Origin of the sequence: Sphingobium sp. AS12 (genome assembly GCF_019097845.1) — a bacterium.
Taxonomy (GTDB): Bacteria; Pseudomonadota; Alphaproteobacteria; order Sphingomonadales; family Sphingomonadaceae; genus Sphingobium.
Genome location: NZ_JAHRGM010000021.1, coordinates 1 through 18,272, shown reverse-complemented (window position 1 = coordinate 18,272; position 18,272 = coordinate 1). Strand labels below are relative to the sequence as shown.

General features: G+C 60.0%; 18 protein-coding genes. 17 read left to right on the top strand and 1 reads right to left on the bottom strand.

Annotated elements, in window-relative coordinates; genetic code table 11:
• The first annotated feature begins 131 nt into the window (after positions 1-131).
• From KRZ98_RS08055 to KRZ98_RS07975, 17 genes are all read left to right on the top strand, one after another.
• Positions 132-1,118 (top strand): dihydrodipicolinate synthase family protein, encoded by a 987-nt coding sequence (locus KRZ98_RS08055; protein ID WP_119748729.1) that lies wholly within the window; start codon positions 132-134, stop codon positions 1,116-1,118.
• Between the two features lie 27 nt (positions 1,119-1,145).
• Entirely contained in the window at positions 1,146-2,321 is a 1,176-nt protein-coding gene (locus tag KRZ98_RS08050; RefSeq protein ID WP_217673110.1) for an aromatic ring-hydroxylating dioxygenase subunit alpha, read from the top strand.
• On the top strand, positions 2,318-2,815 hold the full coding sequence (locus KRZ98_RS08045; RefSeq protein ID WP_217673109.1) for an aromatic-ring-hydroxylating dioxygenase subunit beta: 498 nt from the start codon (positions 2,318-2,320) through the stop codon (positions 2,813-2,815). The genes KRZ98_RS08050 and KRZ98_RS08045 overlap by 4 nt, the downstream gene beginning before the upstream one ends.
• A 165-nt stretch (positions 2,816-2,980) precedes the next feature.
• The gene (locus KRZ98_RS08040) at positions 2,981-3,904 is read left to right on the top strand and encodes a fatty acid desaturase (RefSeq protein WP_096063725.1); all 924 of its coding nucleotides are present in this window, start codon (positions 2,981-2,983) and stop codon (positions 3,902-3,904) included.
• Between the two features lie 117 nt (positions 3,905-4,021).
• On the top strand, positions 4,022-4,927 hold the full coding sequence (locus KRZ98_RS08035) for an SDR family NAD(P)-dependent oxidoreductase (RefSeq protein ID WP_119748703.1): 906 nt from the start codon (positions 4,022-4,024) through the stop codon (positions 4,925-4,927).
• Position 4,928: 1 nt separating this feature from the next.
• Positions 4,929-5,774: a MaoC family dehydratase gene (locus KRZ98_RS08030; RefSeq protein ID WP_088189912.1), complete on the top strand. Its 846-nt coding sequence runs from the start codon at positions 4,929-4,931 to the stop codon at positions 5,772-5,774.
• Positions 5,771-7,240 (top strand): hydroxymethylglutaryl-CoA synthase family protein, encoded by a 1,470-nt coding sequence (locus KRZ98_RS08025; RefSeq protein WP_217673108.1) that lies wholly within the window; start codon positions 5,771-5,773, stop codon positions 7,238-7,240. Before KRZ98_RS08030 ends, KRZ98_RS08025 begins: the two co-directional genes overlap by 4 nt.
• A gap of 4 nt (positions 7,241-7,244) precedes the next feature.
• Complete coding sequence (locus KRZ98_RS08020; protein WP_119748705.1) at positions 7,245-8,450, top strand: acetyl-CoA acetyltransferase; 1,206 nt, start codon at positions 7,245-7,247, stop codon at positions 8,448-8,450.
• 52 nt (positions 8,451-8,502) lie between these two features.
• Positions 8,503-9,720 (top strand): CoA transferase, encoded by a 1,218-nt coding sequence (locus KRZ98_RS08015; RefSeq protein ID WP_088189909.1) that lies wholly within the window; start codon positions 8,503-8,505, stop codon positions 9,718-9,720.
• A gap of 1 nt (position 9,721) precedes the next feature.
• The gene (locus KRZ98_RS08010; RefSeq protein ID WP_088189908.1) at positions 9,722-11,389 is read left to right on the top strand and encodes an acyl-CoA dehydrogenase family protein; all 1,668 of its coding nucleotides are present in this window, start codon (positions 9,722-9,724) and stop codon (positions 11,387-11,389) included.
• Positions 11,386-12,537, top strand: a complete 1,152-nt coding sequence (locus KRZ98_RS08005; RefSeq protein WP_096063720.1) for an acyl-CoA dehydrogenase family protein — start codon at positions 11,386-11,388, stop codon at positions 12,535-12,537. Before KRZ98_RS08010 ends, KRZ98_RS08005 begins: the two co-directional genes overlap by 4 nt.
• A gap of 16 nt (positions 12,538-12,553) precedes the next feature.
• Complete coding sequence (locus KRZ98_RS08000; RefSeq protein ID WP_096063719.1) at positions 12,554-13,396, top strand: MaoC family dehydratase N-terminal domain-containing protein; 843 nt, start codon at positions 12,554-12,556, stop codon at positions 13,394-13,396.
• A 28-nt stretch (positions 13,397-13,424) separates the two neighbouring features.
• Positions 13,425-14,573 (top strand): acyl-CoA dehydrogenase family protein, encoded by a 1,149-nt coding sequence (locus KRZ98_RS07995; protein ID WP_096063729.1) that lies wholly within the window; start codon positions 13,425-13,427, stop codon positions 14,571-14,573.
• A gap of 112 nt (positions 14,574-14,685) precedes the next feature.
• Positions 14,686-15,513, top strand: coding sequence for a CoA ester lyase (locus KRZ98_RS07990; protein WP_119748731.1), 828 nt, complete (start codon positions 14,686-14,688; stop codon positions 15,511-15,513).
• The gene (locus KRZ98_RS07985) at positions 15,510-16,112 is read left to right on the top strand and encodes a 2-keto-4-pentenoate hydratase (RefSeq protein WP_096063718.1); all 603 of its coding nucleotides are present in this window, start codon (positions 15,510-15,512) and stop codon (positions 16,110-16,112) included. The genes KRZ98_RS07990 and KRZ98_RS07985 overlap by 4 nt, the downstream gene beginning before the upstream one ends.
• Complete coding sequence (locus tag KRZ98_RS07980; RefSeq protein WP_217673107.1) at positions 16,112-16,318, top strand: hypothetical protein; 207 nt, start codon at positions 16,112-16,114, stop codon at positions 16,316-16,318. The genes KRZ98_RS07985 and KRZ98_RS07980 overlap by 1 nt, the downstream gene beginning before the upstream one ends.
• 23 nt (positions 16,319-16,341) lie before the next feature.
• Positions 16,342-17,178 carry an SDR family oxidoreductase gene (locus tag KRZ98_RS07975; protein WP_088189902.1) on the top strand — a complete coding sequence of 279 codons (837 nt, stop codon included), beginning with the start codon at positions 16,342-16,344 and terminating at the stop codon, positions 17,176-17,178.
• Between the two features lie 219 nt (positions 17,179-17,397).
• Here KRZ98_RS07975 and KRZ98_RS07970 read toward each other — a convergent pair whose 3' ends face one another.
• Positions 17,398-17,922, bottom strand: a complete 525-nt coding sequence (locus tag KRZ98_RS07970) for a transposase (RefSeq protein WP_217673106.1) — start codon at positions 17,920-17,922, stop codon at positions 17,398-17,400.
• Between the last annotated feature and the right edge of the window lie 350 nt (positions 17,923-18,272).

Sequence of the window (18,272 nt, the reverse complement as noted above, 5' to 3'; positions counted from 1 at the left end):
ACCGAAAAGCCGTATCGCGCTGCCCTTGTTTATCCTCTCGCCTTGTGTCATGCAAGGCAAAGCATTACACAATGAATAACGTCCAGCAGCTCGGCTGCATCATCGGACCAAATGTTAGGAGAGCCACGAAGATGACCCATAGACTTATGACCCCTAGTGAGGTGACAGGTGCGTGGGCGATTATTCCCACTCCGGCGAAGGATAATGCGTCGGATTGGAGAGCGACGAATACCGTAGATCTCGATGAAACTGCTCGCGTTGTAAATGGCCTGGTAGAGGCGGGTATAAACGGGATACTCAGCATGGGGACGCTTGGCGAAGCGGCGACTATGACTCACGGGGAAAAGCTCGATTTCATAAAGGCGCTGGTTGATGCCGCAGCCGGTCGAGTGCCAATATTTGTCGGCACAACCTGTCTCAATACCCGCGATACCGTAACATTGACCCGGCAAGCACTAGAGCTCGGTGCGGATGGTACAATGCTTGGAGTTCCTATGTGGTGCGCGCCAAGTCTTGAGGTTGCAGTCCAGTTCTACAAGGATGTCGCTGAAGCCGTACCAGAGATGAACATAGCGATCTATGCCAATCCCGAAGCCTTCAAATTCGAATTTTCGCGCTCCTTCTGGGGTCAGGTGGCTGATATTCCTCAGGTCGTAACAGCGAAATATATCGGTGTCGGCAATCTACTGGCAGACCTTGCAACGATCCGGGGCCGCATAAAGCTATTGCCGATCGACTTCGACTACTATGCTGCGGCCCGCATGGACGATTCGATCGACGCATTCTGGTCGAGTGGTGCTGTATGTTGCCCGTTGGTAACCACTACCTTGCGCGATGTAGTGTTGAACGCGCGCTCGACCGGTAACTGGAAGGAGGCACGTGCCTTTCAGGCGCTGCTCGGTCCTACCGCAGCGCCGCTGTTTCCTAATGGGAGTTTCAAAGACTTCTCAACGTACAACATCGCGCTTGAAAAGGCTCGGATGAATGCAGGTGGGTGGATGAAAGCTGGTCCGGTGCGCCCGCCCTATCATCTATGTCCCGAACCGTTCCTGGAAGGTGCCCGTAAATCGGGCATTATGTGGGCGGATCTCGGCAGAGCGCTCGAAGCCGAGAAATAAGATAAGCGTGATAACTGGGAGAGAGCGATGACCGAAATGAAGTTGTCCTGGCCAAAAAACTACAATGAAGTTCCAAAAGAGGCTTTTGTCCGAGAGGACATATACGCGGAAGAGGTCAAGCGTATCTTCCACGGTACTGAATGGCATCCGGTCGCTCATGAAAGTGAATTGCCTAACGCAGGTGATTTCAAGACATACCGATTGTCGGGTGTGCCACTGCTTATCGGGCGCGACGTCGAGGGCGTGGTGCGGGTGTTTTATAACGCGTGCTCGCACCGCGGCAATCAACTCGAAACGGCGGTCATGGGCAACAAGACCGAATTTGAATGCCCCTATCACCGTTGGCTGTTCGATTCGAAAGGCGATCTGGTCGGCTGTCCGAACCCTCGGGAATTTCTTCCCGGCTTCAACAAAGCAGACTATCCGCTTGCCCAGCCGCGGTTTGACATTTTTTTCGGCCTTGTTTTCGTCACGCTCTCATCAGAAACCGAGCCGCTATTGGCATATCTTGGAGATTCGCAGAATACGTTGCGCGAACTGCTAGCAGGCGATGGGCGTCTCAAACTGCTCGGCTACCAGAAAGTGCGCTATGATACGAACTGGAAGTCGTACACCGACAATGATGGCTATCATGCCCCATTGCTTCATCAGGCGTTCAAGATGCTTAACTGGCAAGGCGGCAACGGTCGCCAGTTTACAGCAACAAAACGCGGCCACATTTGTTTCGAATCTGCGCTTTCTGTGGCAACCGGGCCCAGCGTGCTGAAAGACAAATCGCTGATCGAATTCAAAGGGCAGGATCCGGCGGTCGGCTCACGGATCGTTTCTCTCTTTCCCACTTTTGTTTCGACGAAGCATCTTGATGTCATCAATTTGCGTTTTGCGACACCAATCGATGCTGAGACGGTCGAGGTCCACTACGCCTATTTCGCACATCAGGATGACGACGAGGACATGGTTCGGCACAGACTGCGGCAAAGTTCAAACCTGCTGGGGCCATGCGGCCTGATCAGCATGGAAGATGCCTCGATTTTCCATCGCATCCATATCGGAAATCATACGCCCGGCTCTGCCATCTTCCAAAAGGGAGTGCATGACCCTTTGAAGCTGGAATCGGAGTTCCTTCAAAACGACGAGAGCGGCAATCTGCCGCGCTGGGAATATTATCGGTCGGTCATGGGTTTCGAGAGGGCGACGGCATGATAGAGACAGATATGTCGCTTGAAGCGGCGCTCAATGCCGTTCTGCTAGCGGATGCTGACGCGCTTGATAGCAAAGATATGCAGAGATGGCTTGATAATTACGCGGACGAGGAGAATGCGTCGTATTTCTGCCGTTCGGCGGAAAATTCAGAGCACGGACTTGCCCTTGGCTTTATGTACGACGACTGCCGGGCGAGGCTCGAGGATCGCGTCACTTTCGTAAATGACATTTGGGTCGGCACATTTCAGGACTATCGTACACGTCATTTCGTGCAAATGACCAGCTATCATCGAGCCGATACAGCCACTTTGGAAATGCGGTCCAACTTTTCCGTGTTCATGACGCCTAAAGACAGTGGCATCACCCAGGTGCTTGCCGCAGGCCAATATCTTGACAGCGTGCGGCAACAAAAGAATGGCGGGCTGAAGCTATTGTCGCGGCGGGCTGAGCTCGATACCTCTGTGCTTCCACGATATTTGGTCTATCCGATATGACGATCCGGTGATAGGTGTTGCATATTATGCAACACCTGCTATAGCTAAAGCTGTTGAACGACAGCCAAAATTGGGACGCGCGGACCGTAATTGGCCAATTGGCAGACTGGGCGCTAAACTTGATTGGCCGCCCTCATCAACAAGTAAGAATTCGGGAGACGTGGCATGGTTGCGAGTGCTTTTCCAAAAAGCCAGCAAGAATATTTTGAGCAACTTCGCCAACCTCCAGTGCTGGCGCTGCCAACCGCCTTGTTGTTTGTCGCCTCGATGGGTGGTATCGGCTGCGTCTGGTATCTCTCCTTGACGGGGAAGATGCCCATTTGGCTTGGCACCATTGCCAACGGCTTGATCACTTACCTACTTTTCAGCGTAATACACGACGCAGCGCATTATTCTCTCTCGAGAGTAAAATGGCTGAATGAGTCGATTGGGGCGATCGGGCTCTTCTTCTTGTTCCCCTATGCGCCGATGGTGCTATTACGCTGGGTACACAACAAGCATCACAGTTACGCCAATGGTCCACTCGACCCCGATCGCTTCGAGCATGAATCGCCTTGGTGGCAGGTGCCCTTCCGTTGGACGTTTTTTGATGGTGCGTACATCCACTACTTCCTGAAACGAGGCCAGAGCGTTCGCAAGAGACACGGGAAAGAACTCGTCCTGTTCTATAGCGGTTTGCTCTCCTTGTTCGTAGGTGCGCTCTATTTTGGATTTGGTTTTGAACTGTTCATGCTATGGTTCCTGCCCTCGCGCATAACGTTATTCCTGATTGCTGTGGTTTTCGTGATTCTGCCGCACTATCCGGCTATGGTCGCGCAGGACGAGCAGCCCTACATGGCGACAACGATGCGCTATGGATGGGAATGGCTGCTGACGCCATTGCTGGTCTATCAGAATTACCACTTGATCCATCATCTCTATCCGGAAATTCCTTTTTACCGGATGCACAGGGCCTATTTCGTTAAATATGACGAGATCAACCGTCAGGACATCAGCAGGCAGACAGCATTCGGGCTCAAGCCAGAAAACATCGCATCTCATCTAGCCTATCGTCAATCTAGAGACTCGACAATCCAACCGGCGGAATGATGGCGGTCGGCATCCGTGGCTCGGTGACGGAGTGGTCATGGCGCTGGCTTTGAACCGCGTTTGGCTACCGAGCTTGAGGGAGAGCCACGGCATTACAGGGAGATGCGAAGGGTGGGAATGCTTGAGAATAAGGTCGTTGCTGTGACTGGTGCGGGAGGAGGGATTGGTCGTGAGATCGCGTTGCTTTGCGCTCGCGAAGGCGCCTGCGTTGTAGTCAATGATTTTGGCACTTCCTCTTCGGGCGAAGGCAAGGATGCGGGTCCCGCATCACAAGTGGTTGCCGAGATCGAGGCGGCGGGCGGCAAGGCGTGCGCTAATCTCGCCAGTGTCACTGATTCGTCTGGCGCGGCTTCGATTATCGAGGATGCGGTCAACACCTTTGGACGCATCGACGCCGTGGTGAACAACGCCGGTATCCTTCGCGACCGCATTTTTCACCGAATGAATGAGGCCGAATGGCGCGCCGTGATAGACGTTCATCTGCATGGTAGCTTCCTCGTGTCGCAAGCTGCCGCGCCGCACTTCAAGGAGCAGGGCTCCGGGGCATTCATCCATTTCACGTCAACGTCAGGATTGATCGGCAATTTTGGTCAAGCGAATTACTCCGCCGCGAAGCTGGGCATTGTGGGCTTGTCAAACTCGATTGCGCTCGACATGCAGCGCTTTGGCATACGCTCAAACTGCATCGCGCCCTTTGCCTGGAGCCGAATGATCGGCACGATCCAGGCCGAGACCGAGGACGACAAGCGTCGCGTCGAGCGAATGAAGTCGATGTCGGCGGCAAAGATCGCGCCGTTTGCCGCATTCCTCGCCAGCGACGCATCGAAAGATGTGAGCGGCCAGATATTTGCGGTTAGAAAGAACGAGATTTTCCTTTTCAGCGTGCCGCGTCCGCTCCGCTCTGTACACCGCTCCGACGGCTGGACCGTCGAGACGATCGCGAGCGAATTGCTGCCTGCGCTTAAGCCCAGCTTCCACCCGCTGCAGAGATCGACAGATATTTTCAGCTGGGATCCTATCTGAGGTGGCGCTCGACCCGGATCGACTGCTACAGCTACCGCCTCAGGAAACCCGGCACAGCTTCACCAAACGTGACACGATCTTATACGCTTTGGGTGTGGGTGCTGATGATTTGCGCTTCGTGTACGAGAAGGGGTTGCAGGCCCTGCCGTCAATGGCAGTGGTACTCGCCTATCCCGGCTTCTTCTGGCAGGATCCTGCTTACGGCATTTCATGGCAGAAGATCCTTCATGGTGAGACCTCGGTTGAACTGTTTGCGACACTTCCCACAGAAGGCGATCTTTTGGGCCGTACATGCATTGATGCCATTTTCGATAAGGGCGTGGACAAGGGCGCGATCATACTTACCTCGCGTCGTATCGAGAATTCTACCGGTATACACCTCGCGACGGTGCGCAATACTCTGCTCCTGCGCGGCGACGGCGGTTTTGGCGGCCAGGCCGATGGCGCTCCTCGCCCCCGTCCGCTCCCGGACGATCGCGCACCTGACCATGTCGTGAAGCTGCCCACCGATGAGAAACAGGCGCTGATCTACAGGCTGTCAGGCGATTATAATCCGCTGCACGCCGATTTGGACGTGGCGCGCGCAGCAGGGTTCCCGCGTCCAATCCTACATGGCCTGTGTACATACGGCATTGCGGGCCGCGCTGTTCTGTCGGCTCTATGCGGTAACGATCCAACGCTGCTTAAGCGGATGGATGTACGCTTCTCGAGCCCAGTCTTTCCGGGGGAGACGATCAGGGTAGAAATTTGGCGTGAGGATGGCGACCGCGCCGCCTTCCGAGCGACTGCTGAGGAGCGCAGTGTGGTCGTTCTCAACAACGGTTATGCGGAGATGGCACCATCATGAACGCCGATTCCGGAATCCTTTCCTATGGCGCCTACATACCTCGCTTGCGGCTGCAACGTTCGGCGATATTCGCGGCCAACGCTTGGTTTGCGGCCGGCCTCAAAGGCCTCGCGATGGGCGAGCGTGCGATTGCCAACTGGGATGAGGACAGCGTCACGATGGCAGTCGAGGCGGCGCGCGATTGCCTCACCGGGTTTGACCGCGGCACAGTCACAGCGCTGTCGCTCGCCTCGACCACCCACCCCTTTGCCGATCGGCTAAACAGCGGTATAGTCAAAGAAGCGCTGACTTTGTCGGACAGCATCTCAGCGCTGGACGTCGCGGGAAGCCAGCGTGCTGGCACATCGTCGCTTATTCAGGCGCTGAACGCCGGAGTAAACGGGGGAACGCAGCTTTGCGTCGCGTCCGAGTTGCGCAAGGCGCGTCCCGCATCAGAAGGGGAACTGGTCCAGGGCGACGCTGCCGCCGCGATACTCGTTGGCGCTGGCGATCCGATTGCGCGCTTTATCGGGTCACACAGTGTGACGCTCGACTTCGTCGACCATTTCCGAGCATCGGGTGCCGACTTCGATTATACGTGGGAAAGCCGCTGGATCCGGGACGAGGGCTACTCCATGCTCCTCGGCGATGCGCTCGCCGCTGCGATCGAAACTCTTGTCGTTGATCCGGCGAAGATCGACCGCCTCCTGATCCCCATCACCGTGCGTGGCGTGCCCGAAGGCCTTGCAAAAAAGCTTGGCGTGCCCGCCGCCGCCGTTGCCGATACCCTTGCGCCGAACGTCGGCGACAGTGGAGTTGCCCATCCGCTGCTGATGCTGGCGGCGGCGCTGGAACAGGCAAGGCCCGGCGAGACGATCATGCTGGTCGGCTTCGGACAGGGTTGCGACGTGCTGCTGTTCGAGACGACCGAAGCCATCGCTAACCTGCCGAGGCGTGACGGCTTTTCCGGCGCGCTTGCGCGCGGCAAGGCGGATGAGAATTACCTGCGCTTCCTGTTCCACCGCGGCCTGCTCGATCTCGACCGTGGCATGCGTGCCGAGGCCGACCAAAAGCAGCCCGGCACAACCTTGTTCCGCAACCGCAAGACAGTGCTTGGTCTGGTCGGCGGGCGCTGCACCAAGACCGGGACCGTCCAGTTCCCGCGCTCGGAAATCAGCGTCAATCCGACCGACCGTGCCATTGGCACGCAGGAAGATTATCCGCTCGCCGAAAAGCAGGCGCGGATCGTCACCTACACCGCCGACAGCTTGACCTATTCGCCTGCCCCGCCGCAATATTATGGCATGATCGATTTCGAGGGCGGCGGGCGGATGTTTACCGAATTCGCCGATGTCGATGCCGAGAGCATCGAGGTCGGCTTGGCGATGAAGATGATGTTCCGCATCAAGGCGGTCGACGAGAAACGCGATTTCATCAAGTATTTCTGGAAAGCCGTGCCGGTGCAGCAACCGGCAGCGGGGGAGTAATCCGATGGCTAAAGGCATCAAGGACAAGGTCGCAATCCTCGGCATGGGGTGCGCGAAGTTTGGCGAACGCTGGGACAAGGACGCCGAGCAGCTCGCCGTCGAGGCCTTTCAGGAAGCCATCGCCGACGCGGGCATCGACACCTCACAGATCGACGCTGCATGGCTGAGCGTGGCGTTCGACGCGGTCAATATCGGCCCGTCCGGCATCCCGCTCGCCACCGCGCTGCGCCTGCCCAATATCGGCGTCACCAAGGTGGAGAATTATTGCGCCAGCGGCACCGAGGCGTTTCGCGGCGCCGTCTATGCCGTCGCATCGGGTGCCGCCGACATTGCGCTCGCGGTCGGGGTCGAGAAGCTCAAGGATACCGGCTATGGCGGGCTGCCGGTGCGCACGCGCGGGTCGACCTTCGACATGATCGGCGTCACTGGCTCTGCACCCGGCAATTTCGCCCAGCTCGCTGCGGCCTATCGCAACGCGCATGGGGTGTCGAAGGACGACCTCAAGCTGGCGATGGCACATGTTTCGGTAAAGAGCCACGCCAATGGTGCGAAAAACCCTAAAGCACACTTGCGCAAGTTGATCGACATTGACACAGTCATGAACGCGCCGATGATTGCCGATCCGCTGGGGCTTTTCGATTGTTGCGGTGTTTCCGACGGCGCGGCCTGCGCGATCGTCACGACACCCGAGATCGCCCATACGCTGGGCAAGCGGGACCTGGTAACAGTCAAGGCGCTACAAATCGTCACCTCCAACGGGTGGGAGAGCCAGGGCACGGGCTGGAACGGAAGCTATTTCCACACCACGCGTACCGCCGCCGTCAAGGCTTATGACGAGGCCGGTGTCACCAACCCAAGAGACGAAATCAGCCTAATCGAGGTTCACGACTGCTTCTCGATCACCGAATTAGTAACGATGGAAGACCTTTACATTAGTCCCGAAGGCGAGGGTTGGAAGGACGTGCTCAACGGCTTCTTCGATGCCGACGGCAAGGTGCCTTGCCAAATTGACGGCGGGCTCAAATGCTTTGGCCATCCGATCGGCGCGTCGGGACTGCGCATGATCTACGAGAATTATCTGCAATTGCTCGGGCGCGCGGGCGAACGCCAGCGCAGCACACCGCCAAGGCTCGCCCTGTCGCACAACCTTGGCGGTATGCCCAACCAGAATGTCAGTGCGGTCGCCATCGTGGGCCTTCCGGATGCGTAGTTACCAGGCCGGAACTGCGGCACGCCCGCGCGCAACGCCGGGCTGATCGGCGATGTACCGGCTGCTTGACAGGATGCGCGTGGTCGAGGCGTCATCGTTCGTCGCCTCTCCCACTTGCGGCATGTATCTGGCGCAAATGGGGGCCGAGGTGATCCGCTTTGATCAGATTGGCGGTGGGCCCGATTTCAGGCGCTGGCCGCGCGCGAAGAACGGAGCCAGTCTCTATTGGGAATCGCTCAACAAGGGCAAGAAGTCGATTGCGATCAATCTCGCAAGTGCTGAAGGCCGCGCACTTGCGACCACCTTGATTACCGCGCCAGGGCCAACGGGCGGACTGTTCGTCACGAACTATCCTGTCGAAGGGTTCCTGTCGCATGAACGCCTTTCTGCATTGCGGCCGGACCTCGTCACGCTGCGGATCATGGGCCGCGCCGATGGCGGTCCCGCGCTAGACCACACCGTCAATTGCGCGGTTGGCTTTCCCCAGATCACCGGACCGTCCGGCCTTGGCGATGCGGTGGTCAATCATGTGCTGCCCGCCTGGGATTTGCTGACCGGTGCCTATTCCGCTTTTGCTTTCCTTGCTGCCGAACGCCATCGACGCGATACCGGCGCTGGCCAGGAAGTGCGCGTCCCCTTGGCGGATATGGCGATCGCCAGTGTCGCCAACCTTGGTATGCTTGCCGAAGTGCTCGACAGCGATGCGAACCGGCCACGGCTCGGCAACCAGATATTTGGTGCGTTCGGGCGCGATTTTACAACCACCGACGGCCACCGGCTGATGCTGATGGCGCTTACTGTGCGCCAGTGGCAAGGTCTCGTTGAGGCGCTCGGCATTGCCCAAGGGGTTGCACAGATCGAGGCCGGGCAGGGCGTTTCGTTCGCACGCGATGAAGGTATCCGCTTCGAGCATCGCGATAAGCTGGTGCCGTTGGTCGAGGAGGCGGTCGCCAAGCGCACACTCGCCGATCTTGCCTGCGCGTTCGAACCGCTCGGGGTTTGCTGGAGTCCCTACCAGAGTATGCGGGAAGCTGCCGATGATCCCGATCTGGTCCGTGCCAATCCGATCTTTACCGAGGTCGAGCAGCCAAGCGGTGCACGTTACCCGATACCCGGCGCGCCGGCCACAATCCCAAAAGCCGAACGGCTGCCACCGGCCCGGGCGCCGCGGCTCGGCGAGCATACCGATGAGATTCTCGCCAACGTGCTTGGCCTAAGCTCCGGCGAGGTCGGCAAGCTGCACGACAGCGGCATCGTGGCCGCGGGTTGAGATGGGCTGTTCGGCTTATCCGTCGCTCGAGGCTCTGGTCGACCAGACGGCAGCGGCGCTTGACGCAGCGCGCAGCTTCGCCGCCGACGTTCGTAGCCGGCTCCTGGGCAATGTCGGTGAGGGCGCCGCAGTCAATCCCGCGCTGCTCGATCACCATCAGCATGATGCCCATGGCTATGCCTGGATTGAAACGACGATCGCCGCGCTCAAAGCGCTGATGGGCTGGGCGGTGGCGGCGCAGGAGCGTGGCGATTTCGGCGAAATCGATGCGCTGATCCTGCGCCTCGCCTTCGCCGACTATCTCAGCCAGCTTGCAGGGGGACTCGCCATCGGCCCCAACGAATATTTTCGGCCCGGGCGAATGGGGCTCGAGGCGTCGGCACGCCGGATGGTGGATGATCCTGCAGTCTGCGCGCTGATCGCGTGCGCGGACGCGCGAAGCCGCGCCAGCCTGATCGCGCTGGTGCGTGCCGGGGCCAGCGTGAACGAGGCGTCCGGCGACGCAGCGCTCGACGAAATCCGCGCTCAGTTTCGACGGTTCACCGCCGAGCGGATCACGCCGTTTGCACATCGCTGGCATCTCGACAACGCGCTGATACCGGACGCGCTGATCGCAGAGCTCGGCGCACTCGGGACGTTCGGCATATGCGTCGATCCCGAATATGGCGGGCTTGGGCTTGGCAAGCTGGAAATGTGCGTCGTGACTGAGGAACTGAGCCGCGGCTGGATCGGGGCTGGTTCGCTTGGCACGCGTAGCGAAATCGCCGCCGAGTTGATCGGGCTCGGCGGCAGCAAGGCTCAGAAGGCCCGCTGGCTGTCGGGCCTGGCAAGCGGCGAGATTCTGCCAACCGCGGTGTTCACAGAGCCCGGTGCCGGGTCCGACCTTGCCAGCCTGACCACGCGCGCGGTGGCGGCGCCCGACGGGAGCTGGCGCATCTCAGGCGCCAAGACCTGGATCACCCATGCCGCACGTACCGATCTGATGACCATGCTCGCACGCACCGGCGGCGAGGGCCATCGTGGGCTCAGCATGTTCCTGCTCGCCAAGCCGCGCGGTAGCGAGACCGACCCGTTCCCTGGTCCTGGTCTCGCCGGAAGCGAGATCGCGGTCCTGGGCTATCGTGGTATGCGCGAATATGAGCTGAGTTTCGATGGCTTCGAGGCATCCGCTGAGAGCCTGCTCGGGAACGTTGAGGGCGAAGGCTTTCGCCAACTCATGCGCACCTTTGAAGGCGCACGCATCCAAACTGCTGCGCGCGCGGTCGGCGTTGCCTGGCGTGCGTACGAGCTCGGGATCGATTACGCCCTTGCGCGCAACCAGTTCGGACGCCCGCTGGTCGACTTCCCGCGGGTTGCCGACAAGCTCGTTGCGATGCTTTTCGAGACGGTGGCTGCCCGCGAACTGGCCTATGCTGCGGCGCGCACCAAAGACGCCGGCGGACGCAGCGACGTAGAGGCAGGGATGGCGAAGCTGCTTGCCGCGCGGGTTGCCTGGACCAACGCCGACGCGAGCCTGCAGATCCACGGGGGCAACGGATATGCGCTGGAAACCGAGATCAGCCGCATCCTGTGCGACGCGCGCATCCTCTCTGTGTTCGAAGGCGCGGCCGAGATACAGGCGCACATTATCGCACGTGGTCTCCTCGAGCGCGGGACCGCAGAACGATGACCGAGGCGTATGAGGCGATCCGGGAAGAGGTTGCCAAGTTGTGCGCCGACTTCCCGGGCGAATATTGGCGCGCGAAGGACAAGGACCGCGCTTATCCGGGCGAGTTTGTCGAGGCGTTGAACAGCGCGGGTTATCTCGCCGCGCTGATCCCGGAGGAATATGGCGGTGCCGGGCTGCCGCTTTCGGCGGCCGCAGCGATCTTGGAGGAAATCCACCGCTCGGGTAGTAATGGGGGCGCCTGCCATGCGCAAATGTACATCATGGGCACGGTGCTCCGCCATGGATCGCAGGCGCAGAAGGCCGAGTATCTGCCCGGAATTGCCAGCGGCGCGCTGCGGCTCCAGGCATTCGCCGTGACCGAACCGTCAAGTGGCACCGACACCTTGTCTATCACGACTTTCGCGCAGCGCGACGGCAATCGCTACATTGTGAACGGGCAGAAAATATGGACGTCCCGCGCCGAGCATTCGGACTTGATGCTGCTGCTCGCTCGTACGACCCCCCGCGACCAGGTCGAAAAACGCACCGATGGCCTTTCGGCCTTCCTCGTCGATATGCGTGAAGCACACGGGAAGGGCATGTCGATTCGTCCTATCGACACCATGATGAACCATTCGACGACCGAAATCTTCTTCGACGATGTGGCCATCCCTGGCGCCAATCTGATCGGCGAGGAGGGCAAGGGCTTCCGATACATCTTGTCCGGGATGAATGCCGAGCGGATACTGATCGCTGCCGAATGCGTTGGCGATGCCAAATGGTTCATAGACAAGTCCGCCGCCTATGCCAGGGAAAGGTGCGTTTTCGGGCGGCCGATCGGACAGAATCAAGGCATTCAGTTCCCGATCGCCCGCGCCTATGCGCAGATGCGCGCCGCGGAGTTGATGGTTCACGACGCGCTGCGCCGCTACGAGGCGGGCGAGAACCCCGCAGCTGAAGCCAATATGGCGAAAATGCTCGCGGCCGAGGCAAGCTGGGCCGCGGCCGAGGCCTGTGTCCAAACGCATGGTGGCTTCGGCTTCGCCGCCGAATATGATATCGAGCGCAAGTTCCGCGAGAACCGCCTTTATCAGGTCGCGCCGATCTCGACGAATCTCATCCTATCCTATCTCGCCGAGCATGTCCTTGGCCTGCCAAGGGCCTATTGATGGCGAGGGTCGCACGATGAGCCAACGCTGGAACGATTGGCTCGGGAAGCCTTTGCGTACGCACGACATGGTTTCGCAACCGGCGGTGAACCGCTTCGCCGCGCTGCTCGACGTGCCGCAACCCATTGGCGCGGATGCGCCCCACGGCTTCCATTGGTGCCTGTGCTTGCCGGATGCGAACATGGCCGATATCGACAGTGACGGGCATCCCGTGCGGGGCGCGTTCCTCCCGCCGATCGCGCTCCCGCGACGGATGTGGGTGGCGAGTGATGTCAGTTTCCATACCCCGCTTCAGATCGGCGCGCAGATCGAACGTGTTTCGACGGTAATGTCGGTCGCTGAAAAGGACGGGAGCGCGGGCAGCCTTGCGTTCGTTGAGGTCGATCACGTCACCAGCGCGGGTGGAACCGTCGCGATCCGCGAGCGACAGACGATCGTCTATCGTGAAGCGGTGGGATCCGTCCAGGCGACGGCCAATACGGGGGGAGCACGGCCCGATCTATCAAACTGGACCTGGCACCGGCACATGGTCCCGAACGAGGTGCTGTTGTTCCGCTATTCGGCGTTAACCTTTAATAGCCACCGCATCCACTATGACCTTCCCTATGCGACGGCGGTTGAGGGCTATCCCGGCCTAGTGGTACAAGGGCCGCTGACGGCAAGCCTGCTGCTCGATTTGTGCGTGCGTGAACTCGGCTCGGACGTACTCACCAGCTTCGCCTTTCGTGCCCGCACGCCCGCTTTCGCGGGGCCTGAAATGCATCTTGTGGGGCGGCGGGACGGCGGTGAAATCAGTCTTGCCGCAATCGGACACGACGGCCGTACCATTATTTCTGCCTCTGCAACGATACGGTCGTGAATATCAAAAGATGAAAGGAAATGCCGCCATGGCACTCGATCTGGAGACACGAGATCAGTTGATCGGCACCATTCGCCGTTTTGTTAGCGAACGGCTGCGGCCGATCGAGGCAAAGGTCGCCGAGGCGGATGAGATCCCGAACGAGGTGATTGATGAAATGCGCCAGCTCGGCTTGTTCGGCCTGTCGATCCCGGAGGAATTCGGCGGGCTGGGGCTGTCCATGGAAGATGAAAGTCTCGTCGCGCTTGAGATCGGTCGTACCAGCCCGGCATTCCGCTCGGCCTTCGGCACCAATGTTGGCATCGGCAGCCAGGGCCTCGTGATGTTCGGCAATGATGAGCAGAAGCACCGCTGGCTTCCGGGAATCGCGAGCGGAGAGATCATCACCAGCTTCGCGCTGACCGAGCCTGAGGCCGGCAGCGATTCTGGCTCGGTCAGGACACGCGCGCGGCGCGAGGGTAACGAATATGTTCTCGACGGATCCAAGATCTATATCACCAATGCCGACAAGGCCGGTCTGTTCACGGTGATGGCGCGGACCAACCCGGATGAAAAGCGCGGGGCAGGCGTCACCGCTTTCCTTGTACCCAGTGAATTGCCGGGGTTGGGCGTCGGGCCGCCCGAGCGCAAGATGGGCCAGCAGGGCGCGCATATCTGCACGGTCAACTTCGACGGCGTGCGTGTCCCCGCGGCGAACCGCCTCGGCGAGGAGGGAAGCGGGTTCCGTGTGGCGATGCAGGTGCTCGACCGCGGCCGGCTGCACCTCTCGGCTTTGTGCGTCGGCGTGGCCGAGCGGCTGATCTCCGATTGCGTCGCCTTTGCCTCCGAACGGCGCCAGTTCGGCAAGCCTATCGCCGAGTTCCAGCTCGTCCAGGCGATGATCGCAGATTCCAAAACCGAGGCGCTGGCCGCGCGAGCGCTAATGCTTGAGACCGCGCGCAAGCTCGACGCCGGCGAGAGTATCACACTGGAGGCGGCCGCTTCAAAATTGTTTGCGTCTGAAATGGTCGGCAGGGTTGCCGATCGCGCGGTGCAGATCTTCGGCGGCGCCGGATATGTCGCCGGTCATGGTATCGAGCGCTTCTATCGCGACGTGCGCATCTTTCGTATATACGAGGGCACTTCTCAGATTCAGCAATTGGTGATCGCGCGCGAGACCCTGAAGCGCGGCGGTTGAGCTGGTCTTGCCCTGTCTTGAACAGGACCAGGCAGAGAAGGGTGCGGCGTATGTGGTGCAGTCGAGGGCCTACTTGGGGCATATGCACCGTGGACACGAAGGTATCTTGACCATGCGGAGCAGCATCACACTGCTTTTCGTGCCTGGCGACCGGCCCGAGCGTTATGCGAAGGCGGCCACCTCGGGCGCGGATGCTATTATCATCGACCTTGAGGATGCGGTTGCTCCCGCCAATAAGGTGCAAGCCCGTACAGCACTTTGCCACGTCGTCGCCTTGCCCGCTGACATGGATATTTTTGTGCGTGTAAACGCAGTCAATACCCCATGGCACGAAGAGGATCTGGCGGCGATCGCATCGCTTCCCCTGTCCGGGTTGATGCTCGCCAAAACCGAGTCCGCGCATGACGTCGAGCAGGCTTCCGAAGTGGTCGCGGGCCAGCCGGTCATCGCCTTGCTCGAAACGGCGCTTGGCTTGTCGAGGGCGCGAGAGATATCCGCCTCCGCCTGCGTGCGGCGCCTGGCGTTCGGCAGCATCGATTATTGCGCGGATATCGGCGCCGCGCATCGGCGCGAGCCGCTGCTGGCGGCGCGCAGCGAGATTGTACTCGCCTCGCGTCTGTCATCCTTGCTTTCGCCAATCGACGGCGTGTGCACGTCGCTGGGCGAAGAAGCGCTGCTGGAAGATCACGCGCGTTATGCCTTGGATCTTGGGTTCGGCGGCAAGCTCTGCATCCATCCCAGTCAGATTGCGCCGGTGCGAAACGGCTTCGCCCCCACACGGGAGGAGCTGGCTTGGGCGCAAAGGATATTGGCTACAGGTGAGGATGGCGCGACTTCCGTGGATGGAACCATGGTCGATGCCCCGGTCAGGGTCCGCGCCCGCCAAATCCTGCGGCGCGCCAATCGTGCGGGCACGGCTATTCAGGAAGAAGCATCATGAACAATTCAGAGGGTCTGTGGAAAGCGGACGCCGGCGAGAATCGTGGCGACCAGTCGCCTGCTGGTCTGACAGATGCTTGCTCGGCACAACTGTGGCGGGCGGAATGGGAGCGCCGCCGCATTGCGCCGCTTAGCTCCGCTCACCCCAGGCTGTCGGAGGACGACATCTATGCAATTGCCGCGCGCACCTTCCAGAGGCGCGACCGACAGAAGATCGGTTTCAAGCTGGGCTACACTAGCGCCGAGATGCGCGCGCAGATGGGCATTAACGACCCCAATTTCGGCGTGCTGACAAAGGATCTGCTCGTGTCCGAAAGAACGGGTCGGGTAGATAGCGAAAACCTGTTCCATCCCCTGATCGAGCCTGAAATCACACTGCGTGTGGGGCGCGACGTCCATGGCCCCGATCAGACGCGCGTTAGCATCAGCTATGCGGTGGTTTCCGCAATTGCGAGCCTCGAAATCGTGCATACCCGCTATCAGAGCTATTGCTTTTCCGCGGTCGACAATATCGCGGATAACAGCTCGAGCGCGCGGGTGGTGCTCGGCCGCCTCGATCATTCCGGTCGCTCGATGACCTGCGCCTGTGCGCCGTGCTAATGTCGTCGAAAGGCGCGACGATCGCTCATGGGATCGGCGCGAACGCGCTCGGGGATCCGCGCGCGGCGCTCGCCTGGCTCGCCAATTTCCTGGGGCAGCGCGGCGAATGTATTCCCGCCATGAGCATCATAATGACGGTCGGGCTCTCACGCGCGCCCACGCCGCCCAAGAAGGAGATACAGTCACTGGTGAGTTTACCCTGCTGACATTGTTTCGGCCATTTTCTGATGTGGCCGTCAATGCCGGTCGAAACCAAGAAGGGATCCTGTCGATGGATTTGAAGCTAAGCGGCAAAACTGTGGTGCTGACGGGTGCTAGCAAGGGCATCGGGCTAGCGGCGCTCCGGACTTTTGCCATGGAAGGTGCCCGGGTGATTGCCGCTGCGCGTGCAAGCCCGGCTTTGGAGGTGGAGGTCGCCGCGTTGCGCAAGGCAGGGCATGACGTAATTGCATGCCCCTGCGATATTACACGCGATGACGATGTGCAAAATCTGATCGAGACCGCGCAGCGTTATGCGGGGCGCATTGACGTGTTAGTCAATAATGCCGCTGGTAAACTACCCGCTGGCGACTTTATGGCGATCTCCAGCCAGGAATGGCTGGATGGTTGGAATGAGAAACTGCAATGCTACATCCGCACCGCCCAGGCGGTGTTCCCGCTCATGCGCGATCAGGGCGGCGGTCGCATCGTCAACGTCGTTGGTGCTGCTGCGCGAAACCCGAAAGCGTCTTACATGGCGGTCGGCGTCACAAACGCCGGATTGATCAACTTTACGAAGTCGCTGGCGGATCATGGCGCGCCGCATGGCATTCTTGTTGCCGGGGTAGCGCCTTCGGGGGTTATGACGGATCGCTGGCGACGCCTGATCGAAAAGCGCGCCGAAGGCGAAGGCAAGACGCCCAAAGCGCTACAGGCGGAAATGGACGCAACCTTCCCGCTCGGGCGAATGGCTGATCCTGAGGAAGTCGGCGATGTCATTTGCTTCGTGGCGTCGCCCCGGGCCTCATATATTTCTGGCAGCATCATCACGGTAGACGGAGCCTCGACGACTGGCGTATTCAATTAGAAGACCTGGGCACCTCCATCAACCCGTTGATCTGAGCGGACTTGAGCGTTCAGCGCAGGATTTGGCATGATTGGGGCCGCTTGGGTCTCCATTCTGATGGCTTTTGTTGGCATTGCCGTCTTTCAGGCGCAGCTATCCCGTCGCTACCCGTCGTTCATGGAAGATGAGTCGGTGCATGTTGTAGACGAGGGGGGCGTGGGTGATCTTGGCTTCGGCGCGCTAGATGCCGATGGTGCGGATGAACAGCCCCATCTGGTCTTTCTGCCGGGCGAACACATGTTCGACGCGGGCGCGGATTTTCGATTTGGCGGCGTTGGCTCTGGTGGTGCGTTCGGGCATCGGCTTGCCGCGTGGCTTCTTGCGATGGATTCGGCTGACCCGGCTCTGCCGCTTGAGCCATGCCTCGTTGGCTTGGCTCCGATAGGCCGTGTCGGCCCAGACATCGGAGGCGGTGTTGTCGCTGGTGACTACATCACGCAGCATTCGTCCGTCGAAGCGCGCTGCGTCGGTGACCTTGCCCTTGCGGATGAAGCCGAAGGTCCGGCAGATCGACACGCTGCTCTTGTAGCCGAAGCTCGGGATGGCGATGTCGATGCCCGGCTTGCCATTCGCCAAGGGTTTGGCCTTTGCGAACTTGAGCGTCCAGCGTGCGTCGGTGTCCTTCTGCGCCGCCCTGACTGGCTCATCGGGCCAGATCTCGCAGGCCTTCTTGCCCGCCTTGATCGCATCCTTTTCAGGCGCCATGCCAGCTGTTGCGCTGCTTGGGCGCAGCCACCAGTGTGGCATCGACGATCTGCCCACCCACGGCGAGATAGCCGCGTTCCTTGAGCTGGAGACCCGCAAAAACCTGTAGCGTTTACGCGGTCATGGTGATTCACTGATCGGGAGCGATTATGGAGAGCCGTGGTGGATCCGAAGTCCCTGTTCAGTTTGAGCGACCATCTTGAAGCGTTGAGCAAGGAAGGCGGTACGCCTCCGGTGAGGGCCGCCTTGCGGTGATCGGCTGATATTTGGAGATGGCACCGGTGCAAGCACTGGTGTTTGCACCGGTACTAGAGACGGTGCGATGGGTCAGGTGACGATAATTTCGGGCG

Excerpts from the sequence above, each read along its gene's own strand:
- KRZ98_RS08055 (WP_119748729.1), top strand. The coding sequence starts at position 132 with ATGACCCATAGACTTATGACCCCTAGTGAGGTGACAGGTGCGTGGGCG.
- KRZ98_RS08050 (WP_217673110.1), top strand. The coding sequence starts at position 1,146 with ATGACCGAAATGAAGTTGTCCTGGCCAAAAAACTACAATGAAGTTCCA.
- KRZ98_RS08045 (WP_217673109.1), top strand. The coding sequence starts at position 2,318 with ATGATAGAGACAGATATGTCGCTTGAAGCGGCGCTCAATGCCGTTCTG.
- KRZ98_RS08040 (WP_096063725.1), top strand. The coding sequence starts at position 2,981 with ATGGTTGCGAGTGCTTTTCCAAAAAGCCAGCAAGAATATTTTGAGCAA.
- KRZ98_RS08035 (WP_119748703.1), top strand. The coding sequence starts at position 4,022 with ATGCTTGAGAATAAGGTCGTTGCTGTGACTGGTGCGGGAGGAGGGATT.
- KRZ98_RS08025 (WP_217673108.1), top strand. The coding sequence starts at position 5,771 with ATGAACGCCGATTCCGGAATCCTTTCCTATGGCGCCTACATACCTCGC.
- KRZ98_RS08020 (WP_119748705.1), top strand. The coding sequence starts at position 7,245 with ATGGCTAAAGGCATCAAGGACAAGGTCGCAATCCTCGGCATGGGGTGC.
- KRZ98_RS08015 (WP_088189909.1), top strand. The coding sequence starts at position 8,503 with ATGTACCGGCTGCTTGACAGGATGCGCGTGGTCGAGGCGTCATCGTTC.
- KRZ98_RS08010 (WP_088189908.1), top strand. The coding sequence starts at position 9,722 with ATGGGCTGTTCGGCTTATCCGTCGCTCGAGGCTCTGGTCGACCAGACG.
- KRZ98_RS08005 (WP_096063720.1), top strand. The coding sequence starts at position 11,386 with ATGACCGAGGCGTATGAGGCGATCCGGGAAGAGGTTGCCAAGTTGTGC.
- KRZ98_RS08000 (WP_096063719.1), top strand. The coding sequence starts at position 12,554 with ATGAGCCAACGCTGGAACGATTGGCTCGGGAAGCCTTTGCGTACGCAC.
- KRZ98_RS07995 (WP_096063729.1), top strand. The coding sequence starts at position 13,425 with ATGGCACTCGATCTGGAGACACGAGATCAGTTGATCGGCACCATTCGC.
- KRZ98_RS07990 (WP_119748731.1), top strand. The coding sequence starts at position 14,686 with ATGCGGAGCAGCATCACACTGCTTTTCGTGCCTGGCGACCGGCCCGAG.
- KRZ98_RS07985 (WP_096063718.1), top strand. The coding sequence starts at position 15,510 with ATGAACAATTCAGAGGGTCTGTGGAAAGCGGACGCCGGCGAGAATCGT.
- KRZ98_RS07980 (WP_217673107.1), top strand. The coding sequence starts at position 16,112 with ATGTCGTCGAAAGGCGCGACGATCGCTCATGGGATCGGCGCGAACGCG.
- KRZ98_RS07970 (WP_217673106.1), bottom strand. The coding sequence starts at position 17,922 with ATGGCGCCTGAAAAGGATGCGATCAAGGCGGGCAAGAAGGCCTGCGAG.